General features: G+C 70.7%; 10 protein-coding genes and 1 tRNA gene. 4 read left to right on the plus strand and 7 right to left on the minus strand.

Translation table 11 applies throughout. The features are described from left to right. Window positions 1-117: 117 nt before the first annotated feature. The 3 genes from ACFWYS_RS37280 to ACFWYS_RS37290 form a co-directional block, all read right to left on the minus strand. Window positions 118-1,083: a DUF5926 family protein gene (locus tag ACFWYS_RS37280; RefSeq protein ID WP_384778922.1), complete on the minus strand. Its 966-nt coding sequence runs from the start codon at window positions 1,081-1,083 to the stop codon at window positions 118-120. A 133-nt stretch (window positions 1,084-1,216) separates the two neighbouring features. After that, the gene (locus ACFWYS_RS37285; protein ID WP_384778925.1) at window positions 1,217-1,852 is read right to left on the minus strand and encodes an ATP-binding protein; all 636 of its coding nucleotides are present in this window, start codon (window positions 1,850-1,852) and stop codon (window positions 1,217-1,219) included. Between the two features lie 188 nt (window positions 1,853-2,040). After that, window positions 2,041-2,868, minus strand: a complete 828-nt coding sequence (locus tag ACFWYS_RS37290; protein ID WP_384778928.1) for a glycerophosphodiester phosphodiesterase — start codon at window positions 2,866-2,868, stop codon at window positions 2,041-2,043. Between the two features lie 203 nt (window positions 2,869-3,071). On the opposite strand from ACFWYS_RS37290, the gene ACFWYS_RS37295 reads away from it, so the two are divergent. From ACFWYS_RS37295 to ACFWYS_RS37305, 3 genes are all read left to right on the plus strand, one after another. Beyond that, window positions 3,072-4,673, plus strand: coding sequence for a S1C family serine protease (locus ACFWYS_RS37295; protein ID WP_384778931.1), 1,602 nt, complete (start codon window positions 3,072-3,074; stop codon window positions 4,671-4,673). 430 nt (window positions 4,674-5,103) lie between these two features. Continuing rightward, entirely contained in the window at window positions 5,104-6,759 is a 1,656-nt protein-coding gene (locus ACFWYS_RS37300) for a serine/threonine-protein kinase (protein ID WP_384778934.1), read from the plus strand. A gap of 83 nt (window positions 6,760-6,842) precedes the next feature. Next, window positions 6,843-6,932: transfer RNA gene (locus ACFWYS_RS37305), tRNA-Ser, on the plus strand. A gap of 69 nt (window positions 6,933-7,001) precedes the next feature. On the opposite strand, the gene ACFWYS_RS37310 is transcribed toward ACFWYS_RS37305, so the two are convergent. The 4 genes from ACFWYS_RS37310 to ACFWYS_RS37325 all read right to left on the minus strand — a co-directional run bounded on the left by ACFWYS_RS37310 (window position 7,002) and on the right by ACFWYS_RS37325 (window position 9,486). Next, the gene (locus ACFWYS_RS37310; RefSeq protein WP_384778937.1) at window positions 7,002-7,445 is read right to left on the minus strand and encodes an amphi-Trp domain-containing protein; all 444 of its coding nucleotides are present in this window, start codon (window positions 7,443-7,445) and stop codon (window positions 7,002-7,004) included. Window positions 7,446-7,532: 87 nt separating this feature from the next. Beyond that, window positions 7,533-8,063: a DinB family protein gene (locus ACFWYS_RS37315; protein WP_384778940.1), complete on the minus strand. Its 531-nt coding sequence runs from the start codon at window positions 8,061-8,063 to the stop codon at window positions 7,533-7,535. A 45-nt stretch (window positions 8,064-8,108) separates the two neighbouring features. After that, window positions 8,109-8,549 carry a hypothetical protein gene (locus ACFWYS_RS37320; protein WP_384778942.1) on the minus strand — a complete coding sequence of 147 codons (441 nt, stop codon included), beginning with the start codon at window positions 8,547-8,549 and terminating at the stop codon, window positions 8,109-8,111. Window positions 8,550-8,619: 70 nt separating this feature from the next. Then, window positions 8,620-9,486, minus strand: a complete 867-nt coding sequence (locus ACFWYS_RS37325) for a bifunctional DNA primase/polymerase (RefSeq protein ID WP_384778945.1) — start codon at window positions 9,484-9,486, stop codon at window positions 8,620-8,622. 378 nt (window positions 9,487-9,864) lie between these two features. Here ACFWYS_RS37325 and ACFWYS_RS37330 point away from each other — a divergent pair, with 378 nt between their 5' ends. Then, window positions 9,865-10,191, plus strand: a complete 327-nt coding sequence (locus ACFWYS_RS37330; protein ID WP_272115442.1) for a hypothetical protein — start codon at window positions 9,865-9,867, stop codon at window positions 10,189-10,191. Window positions 10,192-10,370 lie beyond the last annotated feature (179 nt).

Raw genomic sequence — 10,370 nt, forward strand, 5'->3', positions numbered from 1 at the left:
TATCCACGACTCTGACTCTCGGGCTCGGGTGGGTGGGGGTTGTGACTCCACCCCCCCCGCGGGGGGGGGGGGCGGCGGCCCGGCCCCCCCCCCCCAACCCGATCTCCGCGACCCGCGTCAGCTCAGCGTGACCTGCCGGTTGGTCAGACCGCCGCGCGCGCGACGCTCGTCCGGCGTGAGCGGGGTGTCCAAGGCGAGGGCCGCGGCGAGGCGCTCGGCGAACTCGGCCGCCGGCTTCTCCACATCCTCCGCGCCGACCTCGCTCGGCAGGTCCCAGACCGGCACCGTGAGGCCGTGAGCACGGAAGGAACCGACCAGCCGGGTGCCCTCGCCGAGGCTCGAACGGCCTGCCGCGTGCAGCCGCGCGAGGGCGTCCAGAAGCTGCTCCTCGGGGTGCGGCATGACCCAGCGCAGGTGGTTCTTCTCCGGCGTCCGGCACCAGTAGGCGGCGTCCACGCCGGTCAGCTTCACCGTCGGGATGGCCGCGGCGTTGGCCCGCTCCAGGGAGGCGGCCACTTCCGGAGTGGCGTTCTCCGCGTCCGGGACCCAGAACTCGAAGCCCGGGTGCACAACTGGCTCGAACGTGCCTTCCGGGTCGAGCAGATCCTGCAGCCGCGGACCGTCGGCCGGGGCGCGCCGGCCCTGCACCGGGGTGCCGGGCTGCGCGGCGAGGGCCTGCTGGAGGGTGTCGGCCAGATCGCGGCTGATGTCGCCCGACGCCGTGTCGTTCTGCAGGCCGAGCAGCACCGAGCCGTCGTCGCGGCGCAGGGCCGGCCAGGCCATCGGCAGGACGGTGGCGAGGCTGACGGACGGGACGCCCTCGGGGAGGCCGCCCTTGAGGGTGAGTTCGGCGGTGGCGGCCGGCACCAGTTCACGCAGGGCCACCCAGTCGCACTCGCCGGGCAGTCCCTCGAACGGACGCTGGACCAGCTCCGTCACCGCCTGTGCGGCGGCCCGGCCATGGCAGGCCTTGTAGCGGCGGCCGCTGCCGCAGGGGCAGGGCTCGCGCGCACCGACAACCGGGATCTCTCCGCCAGAGATCTGCGGGCGCTTGGCCTTGGTCTGGACTCGCTTCTTGGCCATCGTGGGTGTCTCCCGGTTACGGCTCGTCTCGTACGGGCGCGAGCCTAGCCGTTCACGCCATGGCCGACGGGAGCCTGTGGACAACCCACGGGTCGTGCCGGGCGCTGTCTTCGATGCCGTGCCCTTGGAGCGGTCAGTCCAGGTCGTCGAAGGCGTCCGCGAAGTCGAGGCCGGATATCGCTCCTGACGGTGCTGTGACGCGCGTAGCGAAATCGTCGCGGCGGTGCCCGATGTCAGGATCGTGGACGTCGTCGTGCACCACGACCCAGACCGTGACCTCGCCGCGGGCGTCGTCCCGCACACCCCAGTCGTCCGCGAGGGCGGTGATGATGTTCAGCCCGCGGCCGCCATGTGCGGTGACCGAGGGCGTGGCCGGAGCAGGGCGGGTGGGCCCGCCTCCGTCCGTCACCTCCACCGTGAGCCTGCCGCCCACGTCCACGCGCCATGCGGCGCGGACATCGCCGTCCCCGGACAGCGCGTCGCCCAGCGGTCGGCCGTGTTTGCACGCGTTGCTCAAGAGTTCGGAAAGAATCAATACGGCATCGTCGATGACCGCCTCCGCGACCCCACCCCTGCGCAACTGGGAGCGCATACGGTGTCGCGCTTCCCCCACGCCCGCAGGACCATGGGGTACGGCCATGCTCGACGACGTGGGCACCTCCTGTGCCACCACCAACGCCACCCCCGAGACCTCCTTTGCCCCACGCCACGGTGTGGATGCCCCATTGGCCTGTACCGGAAACCGGCCAATCAATGTCCGGTGACGCACTCGCAACGATCGAATACGGACCGAACGCGCCGGAGCACTCCCTGTAATCGAGATGGCTGGAATTCTTCGGTGTGGCCGAGAGTGGAGGATGGGGCTGATGGGGCTGCGGGGTCAATAGGTTGTGCAGGGATTGGTGAGGTTTCAGGGGTTTCCGCGTGCGGGGTTTGCTGCGGACACACGCGTGTGCGTCAGCGGCCGAGCTGGTGCAGCACCGCGCGCGGGCGGTTGGTGATGATGGCGTCGATGCCCAGCTCCGCACAGAGGTCGACGTCCTGGGGCTCGTTCACGGTCCAGACGTGCACCTGGTGACCGGCTCGCTTGAGGCGCTCGACGTACGCCGGGTGGTTGCGCACGATGCGGATGGAGGGGCCGGCGATATGCACGCCCGCGGGCAGTCGGCCGTCCCGCAGCCGGGGCGAGACGAACTGCATCAGATAGACCGTCGGCAACGTCGGCGAGGCGGCACGCACGCGATGCAGCGAGCGCGCCGAGAAGCTCATCACGCGCACCGGGGACTCGGCGGCCGTGGCGGGCGCGTCGAGCCCGAAGCGCTTCAGCAGAAGCAGCAGCCGCTCCTCCACCTGCCCGGCCCATCGGGTCGGGTGCTTGGTCTCGATCGCCAGTTCCACCCGCCGCCCCGCGTCGGCGACGAGTTCCAGCAGCCGTTCCAGGGTCAGTACGGAGGTGTCCTCCGGGTCCTCCGGCCGGAACTCCCAGTCGGGCTCCTCCGTCCGGTTCTTCCAGGAGTCCCGGTTCTTGCGGGAGCCGAAGTCCAGGGCCGCGAGCTCGGCGAGCTCCAGCGCCGAGACCGCGCCGCGGCCGTTGGACGTACGGTTGACGCGACGGTCGTGGACACAGACGAGATGGCCGTCCGCAGTGAGGCGTACATCGCACTCAAGGGCGTCCGCACCGTCCTCGATCGCCTTCTTGTACGCGGCCAGGGTGTGCTCGGGAGCGTCTTCGGAGGCTCCGCGATGGGCGACGACTTGGATCTGCTGCTGCCGTGCGTGGGTCACCGCGTCATGGTGCCACCGCACCGGGGTAGGCGTGCGACCGGAGGAGTCGCAAGGGCGCTGGGATTGCGCCCGTTTAGTCCTTCATGGGCAATATAAGGATTGGCCGTGGACGCACAGCGACCGCTTATGGTGCTCTGACGGCCCGTGGGAAAAGCTGACGGCATACACAAATGCCCGCACAGCGTGGATCGAGGAGAGAAGCTGTGAGCACCGAGAACGAGGGCGCCGCGGTACCCCCGGCCCCGTCCGCACCCCCCGTGCCGGTGGATGCTCCTGCTGCTCCGGCGCCCCAGGAGCGCCCGGCGCCCGAGGGCGATGTCGCCCCGACCGCTCCGCTCCCGCCCGTGCCGGGCGGCGCACCGGCGGGTTCCAACGGCACGGCGGGCCACCACGGCCCGTCGAGTGCCGACGGCGCTTCCGAGAGCTCCCACGGCACCCAGCCGTACGCCGCCCCGGCGGCCTCGAACGAGCCTCACCCGCCCGCCGCCCAGGGCGCCACCCAGGGATCGGCCCCGGACGCCTCCTGGCCGCCCCCGCCGCCGCCCGGTACGCCGCCGTACATCGACAGTGGCGCTGCCGGTGTCGGCGCGGGTGACTCCGGTGCCGGTGCCGGTGCGGCAGGTGGCGCGGGAGGTGGTGCCGGTGCGGGCTCCGGCTGGGGTGCGACGTATCAGCAGCCGGCGCCGAAGTCCGGCCGCGGTGGTCTGCTCGCCGCGGTCCTCATCGCCGCGCTGGTCGCGGGCGGCCTGGGCGGCGGCCTCGGCTACACGCTGGCCAAGAACGACGACAACACCTCCTCCACGACCGTCTCCGCCTCCGACAGCGGCGGCTCCTTCAAGCGTGACCCGGGCACCGTCGCGGGCGTGGCCGCCAAGGCGCTGCCGAGCACCGTCACCATCCAGGCCGAGAGCAGCGGGGGCGAGGGCGGCACCGGCACCGGCTTCGTCTTCGACGCCGAGGGCCACATCCTCACCAACAACCATGTGGTGGCAGAGGCGGTCGACGGCGGCAAGCTCACGGCGACCTTCCCGAGCGGCAAGAAGTACGACGCGGAGGTCGTCGGCCACGCGCAGGGCTACGACGTGGCGGTCATCAAGCTCAAGAACGCCCCGTCCGACCTCAAGCCGCTCACACTGGGCGACTCCGAAAAGGTGGCGGTCGGCGACTCGACGATCGCGATCGGCGCCCCCTTCGGCCTCTCCAACACGGTCACCACGGGCATCATCAGTGCCAAGAACCGCCCGGTGGCGTCCAGTGACGGCTCCGGCTCCAACGCCTCCTACATGAGCGCCCTGCAGACCGACGCCTCGATCAACCCCGGCAACTCCGGCGGCCCGCTGCTGGACGCACAGGGCAACGTCATCGGCATCAACTCCGCGATCCAGTCCGCCGCCAACGGCCTGGGCGGCACCAGCCAGTCCGGCTCGATCGGCCTCGGCTTCGCCATCCCGATCAACCAGGCCAAGTACGTCGCCCAGCAGCTGATCAAGACCGGCAAGCCGGTCTACGCCAAGATCGGCGCCTCCGTCTCCACGGAGGACACCACCAACGGCGCCAAGATCGTCGACCAGGGCACCGCAGGTGGCTCGGAGGCGATCGAGGGGGGCGGCCCCGCCGACAAGGCCGGCCTCAAGCCCGGCGACGTCATCACCAAGCTCGACGACCGGGTGATCGACTCCGGCCCCACCCTGATCGGCGAGATCTGGACCCACCAGCCCGGCGACCAGGTCACGATCACCTACGAACGGGACGGCAAGACCCACACGGTCGAACTCACCCTGGGTGCCCGCACGGGCGACAGCTGACACGACGGGCACGCGCGCGTGCCCGTTTTGAAAGACGCGCGTGCCCGTTTGAAAGAGGCGGGAACCGGGGGCGGGGAATCCTCGTCCTCCCCGCCGGAAGGCGCCCGCGCACTTCCCCATTCGTTTCACAGAACGGTTCGCAGAACAGATTCGCAGAGTCGGTCGGCAAACCGGCGGCTGCGGCATCGGCTGCGACATCGGCTGTGGCATCTGTTGCGGCATCGGCTTTGGCACCGGCCGGCGCATGAGACGGACGGCAGGGAAGCTCTTCATCCGGATGTGAACGGCTTGTGGGGCGCGGATTGCGCGGGACACGGCGACAGTTGCCGACCGGGCGGTGCCCGCGTCCAGGTGTTCGGATGGGCATGTTCGGATGGGCTATCGTGCCTTCTCGACCTCGACTGTTCGCGAATGGGAAGCAGAGCCGCGGATGGGAAGCAGAGAAGGGGACGGTCTCGCGGTGACCGATCTGGGGCGGCTCGTCGCCGGCCGGTACCTGCTCGTGGAGCGGGTGGGCAGCGGCGGCATGGGCACCGTGTGGCGTGCCGAGGACAAGATGCTCGGCCGCCAGGTCGCCGTGAAGAAACTGCGCATCCCACCCCATCTGCAGGACGACGAGGTCCGGACGCTCTATGAGCGCACCCGCCGCGAGGCCCGCAGTGCCGCGCGGATCACCCACCCCAATGTGATCGTCGTGCACGACGTGGTCGACGACGAGGGCCTGCCGTGCATCGTCATGGAGTACATACCCTCGGTCACGCTGAGCGACGTACTGAAGCGGCGGGGCGCGCTGCCGCCCGACGAGGCCGCGCGGATCGGCCGCGCCATGACCTCGGCCGTGCGCGCCGCCCATGACGCGGGGGTCCTGCACCGGGACATCAAGCCCGCCAACGTGCTGCTCGGTGACGGCGGTCGGATCGTCCTCACCGACTTCGGGATCGCCATGGAGTCGGGAACGTCCTCGCTGACCAAGCCGGGCGAGTTGATCGGCTCCATCGGCTATCTGGCGCCCGAACGGCTCAGGGGCGCGCATCCCGAGACCGGTCCCGCCAGTGACCTGTGGGCCCTGGGGGCGACGCTGTACCAGGCGGTCGAGGGGCAGGACCCGTTCCGCCGCAACACCCCGATCGAGACCGCGTACGCGATCGCCACCGACGCGTACGAGCCGCCGCGCAGCGCCGGGGACCTGACCCCGGTGATCGAGGGCCTGCTCGTCAAGGATCCCGAGCAGCGCATGGACGTCCACGAGGTCGAACGCCGCCTCGACGACATCACCGGCACCCGAACCGCGCCCCTGGACCCGCCCACCCGCCCGGACCGCGCCGACACCCTCACACCGCCCGTCCGGCCCGGCCAGAAGGGCAGCGCCAAACGCCGCCGTACGGTGCTGCTGTCGGCCCTGGCCGTGACGCTCGCCGCTTCCCTGGCGGGCGGCACGGCGTGGTGGCTCAACGGCAGAACGGCCGGACCGAGCACGCACGCGTCCGATGCCGAGACGCCCACTGGTTCGACCGATTCCGCAGATTCCGCCGGTCCCGGCGATTCCGACGATCCCGATGCTCCCGGGGCGTCCACCCCCTCCCCGAACACCAGCTCCGGCAGCACGGGCAGCACGGGATCCACCGAGCCGCCCCCGCTGCCCGCCGGATACCACTTCGAAGAGCCGAGCAGCGGCGTCACCGTGCCCGTGCGGGACGGCTGGAAGTACAAGACGCTGCCCGGCGGCGAGGTCGGCTACATCGACCCGTCGGGACTGGTGGGCCTGCGGGTCAACGTCGTGGAGTTCGCGGGTACCGACCCGCTGCAGCACTGGCGCGATACGGAAGAGGAACAGACCGCCCGCGACAACGTCGGCTACGAACGGGTGCGGATGGCCGAAACGACCTTCCGAGGACGCCCCGCCGGGTACTGGGAGTTCACCTTCGAGGGCAGGGCACGCAAGTACCGCGGCGCAGAACTGGCCTTCGCCAGCACCGACGGCACCCAGTACGTGATCTACCTCTCCGCCCCGGACGCCCAATGGCACGAGTACCGCCCGGCCTTCGACACCGCGGTCAACGGCATTCGCCTGGCCAACGGCTCTTGAGCCCCCCCAGCCGACCCACGAACCCCGCACCCCGCGTTCGGCCGGTACGCTGTACCCGCTCCGCCCCTGGTGGGCCGGGGCGAGGTGGGTTGCCCGAGCGGCCTAAGGGAACGGTCTTGAAAACCGTCGTGGCAGCGATGTCACCGTGGGTTCAAATCCCACACCCACCGCCACGGCGCAGTGAACGCGCTGTTCAGAAGGGGTGTCCTGAAATCGGGGCACCCCTTGCTCGTGGCCGCGGCTCAGGATTTCTTCGCGGCCGTCCGCTTCGTGGTTCTGCTTCTGCCGGTGGCCTTGGCGGTGGCAGTGCTGGTGCCGGTGCTCGTGCTGGTGCCTGTGCGTCCGGAACCCGAAGACGCGCTCTTCCGTCTGCCCCCGGCCTTCGCCGCCCCAGTTGCCCTTGCTGTCCCAGTCGCCCCTGCCGTCCCCGCCGCCCCCTGCGCTGACGCCGCGCGCGCGGCTGTGGTCGGCCACTTGAACTCGATCTCCAGCTCGATCTCCCCCTCGCTGACCTCGACCTCAAGTTCGGTGCGGAGGTCGGAGGGGATCCGTAGGCTCAGCGTCCAGGGGTCGAGTTCGAGTTCGGCCTCCCCGCCCTGCCTCAGCGCGGCCGCGAGCGCCTCAAGCTGATCGGCCGCCTCAAGGCGGGACAGCGAGCGCTTCTGCTCAAGCTTGAGGTCCTTCATGGCGTCTCCGATCCGGCAGAGCGGCAGGTAATGCCGATAGTGCCCATTTTGGCGCCATATGGCAGGTTGGACATCTTGTCGCGCGGCTCAGTGCCCGGGCTGCTGGACCCGCAGCAGCCGCAACTGCCCGATCTCCGCGGCGTTCTTCATCAGCTCGGCGTTCACCCAGCCGATCATGTGGGCCACGCTGTACTGCGGGTCGTTCGGCCAAGGGAACGGCGCCGTGGCGTCCAGGTCCGTGTCGTCGAGCCGGTCCAGTCCCGCCAGCCAGTCGGTGCGCAGGTCACGCAGCCAGGCGACGGTCGCCTTTCCGTCGCCCGGCCAGGTGACGTCGGTCCGCTCGCGCGGCGGGCGGCCCCGCAGATGGTCGGCGGCCACGCTCCACCACCAGCCGATGTGCCAGCTCACCCAGGCGATGGTCGGCACGGGGACGGGGTCGGGCTCGGTCTCCGCCCAGTCCGGAACCCAGGTGCCGTCGGCGGCCTGGCGCACCGTCCAGCAGTGCCGCGCCGGCTCCCACAGGAAGTCCTCGGGCCGCAGCCGATCGAGGTGGTACTCGAACAACGCCCAGGTGACATCGAACTGCCAGCGCATCAGATCACGTCGGGAAACGCTCATCGGCCGACCCTGGCACAACGGCTCCCCTCCGGGGCAAGCCGGTTTTCAGAGCTCGCAGTCCCGCGCCAGCTCCTCCCAAGCCACCTCCCGCAGCCCCTCCTCCGCATCGCAGCCGGACGGCACCCGTGGAGTCGGCTGGAACCAGATGATCGTCAGGGTGGAGCGGTAGAGGACCGGGTCGTGGGTGCGGTCGAGGGCGGTGGAGTGGAAGGCCCCGACGCAGGCCACCGGCGGCAGCACCTCGACGGGGCCGAAGCCGCCCGCGTACTGGTCGGGATACTCGCGCGGCGGCGGGACGAGGTGCACCGGTGTGGACGGGCGGGCCTGTTCGGCCGTGCGGACGAGGCCCTTGATCTTCATGTCGTTGACCGGCTTGCAGGGGTAGCCCTCCAGCCCCTCCAGCATTCCGCCGTACGTCGAGGAGAACCGCAGTTCGGACAGGTCGAGCGAGCGGCCGGACGTGAGGATGACGCGGGTCAGCGACATCGTCGGCACTCTGGGGCGGTGGTGCATCGAGCTCCCGGGTGGTTCAGGGCCTGTCGGACGCCGGTGCCGGTCAGGGCCGGTGCCCCGTCATCCGCGCGGCCGACGCGATCGTCGCGCGGGCCTCGCGTTCGGTGAGGCCGGTGTTGAGGGCCGCCTCCACGAGGGGGGCGACGAGGGCGGGGCCGATGCCGTCCTCGTAGGCGCGGCAGGCCGCCCAGAACAGGCGGGTGTTGCGTTGCCCCTCGTGCGCGGCGAGCACGAACTGGACGAGTCCCTGACCGTGACCGCCGGCCGACGGGAGCGTGGGGTGGTGGGTGCGGGGCGGCGGGAGCAGGAGGCGCAGAAGGGCGCGCGGGCAGGGCGCGGGGGCGATGTGGGCCGTACCGGGAGCGGTGCTGTAGACGCCGTGATCTGTTCGGGAACCGGGGCCGACGAGGTAACCGCCGGCGCCCCGGATGTCGATGCCGGGCGCGAGACGGCCCGCCGAGTTGGGGACGACGACGTCGGCCGGGCCGGTCAGCCAGAGGTGGCGGCCGCCGCTCGGGGTCAGGACGACGACCGTGGGCGGGATCGTGAACAGGTGGCGCAGCGCGAGTTCGCGCAGGGCGGCGGAGGAGTCCGTACCGGATTTCGTGTCGAGGTCGATGCCGATGAGGTGGTGCGGAGGCAGTCCGCACGCGATGCCGTAGCCCGTCGCCCAGGGCGCGGCGGCGAAGAGTTCGCGGATGCGGGCGGGGTTGCTGGAGGCGTCGTAGACCCCGTGCCCGAAGCGACCGCACTCGCCGTGGCAGGGCGCGGGTCGGGGGTCGTCGCGGTGCGGGGAGCGCAGGGCCGGGAGCTTCGTCCGGGACAGGGGGATGACGGCCAGTCCGCGCTCGGCGGCTGACAGGGCGTGTGCGAGGGCCAGCGTCGTGGCCTGCCGGTCGGTGGTGGCCATGCCTCCATGTTCGTACGAGTGTTCGAAAAAAGAAAGGGGAAATGGGTGTGACCTGCCGGGTGACTCGCCGGGGGGCAGAGATTGGCCGGAAGCGTGCAGGAACGCTTATCCCGTTGTGGGCCTTGGGATGGAGCTGTCCGGACTGCCCTGATCCGGGAGGGAGGAGTGACGAAAGGGGTTTATCGACTTGTCATCACGCTTGAGGGCGAATCGAGGCTTCCGGGGTGGTTCGCCGGGGATTCGGTGGGCAACTCTGATCTTGCGACGTCGTGAACGACTCCGAGGCGGTCGGCCAACTGCCTTGGGATGACCAGTACTTCATGCACTACCTGTGCGTCCGGCGGGGAGCCTGGGCGCACGTGTTCTGGAGGAACAAACATGGCAAGCATCCGTACCGCCCGCGTCATCGCCGCCGTCTCCGCCCTTCCGCTCGCTGTCGCCCTCTTCTCCGGCGTCGCGACGGCGGACAACGGCGCCATCGCGGACAACGGATCCAGTGCGGCCGTCACGAACGCCGCCCAGGGCCTCCTCGGGAGCGGGGTCGGCGGCGACAACTACGGCACCTCGTCCACCACCCAGCAGCAGGCGACCGGTTCCGGAGCCTCGAACCAGAGCAACACTGCCCAGGTCAACGGCTCGGCGTTCACGGCCGTCAACCAGGGCAACGACAACACGTCCGTCAACTTCACGCCGCTCTGGTGGTGAGCTGAGGGGGCCGGTGCCCCGGTGCTCAGGCATCGGCTCCCTCGAATTGTGTCGGGTGTGCTCTGTGGGGTGAAACGCGGGGGGGGGGGCGGGGCGGGGGGGGCGCGGCCCCCCCCCGGGGTGTGTGGGGGGGCAAGGTGGCGCGCGATTGGAGCAAGAGCAAAAACAGAACAGGGGGC

The sequence above is a fragment of the Streptomyces sp. NPDC059010 genome, assembly GCF_042740355.1.
GTDB lineage: Bacteria > Actinomycetota > Actinomycetes > Streptomycetales > Streptomycetaceae > Streptomyces.

Excerpts from the sequence above, each read along its gene's own strand:
- ACFWYS_RS37280 (WP_384778922.1), bottom strand. The coding sequence starts at position 1,083 with ATGGCCAAGAAGCGAGTCCAGACCAAGGCCAAGCGCCCGCAGATCTCT.
- ACFWYS_RS37300 (WP_384778934.1), top strand. The coding sequence starts at position 5,104 with ATGGGAAGCAGAGAAGGGGACGGTCTCGCGGTGACCGATCTGGGGCGG.
- ACFWYS_RS37310 (WP_384778937.1), bottom strand. The coding sequence starts at position 7,445 with ATGAAGGACCTCAAGCTTGAGCAGAAGCGCTCGCTGTCCCGCCTTGAG.
- ACFWYS_RS37315 (WP_384778940.1), bottom strand. The coding sequence starts at position 8,063 with ATGAGCGTTTCCCGACGTGATCTGATGCGCTGGCAGTTCGATGTCACC.
- ACFWYS_RS37320 (WP_384778942.1), bottom strand. The coding sequence starts at position 8,549 with ATGTCGCTGACCCGCGTCATCCTCACGTCCGGCCGCTCGCTCGACCTG.
- ACFWYS_RS37325 (WP_384778945.1), bottom strand. The coding sequence starts at position 9,486 with ATGGCCACCACCGACCGGCAGGCCACGACGCTGGCCCTCGCACACGCC.
- ACFWYS_RS37330 (WP_272115442.1), top strand. The coding sequence starts at position 9,865 with ATGGCAAGCATCCGTACCGCCCGCGTCATCGCCGCCGTCTCCGCCCTT.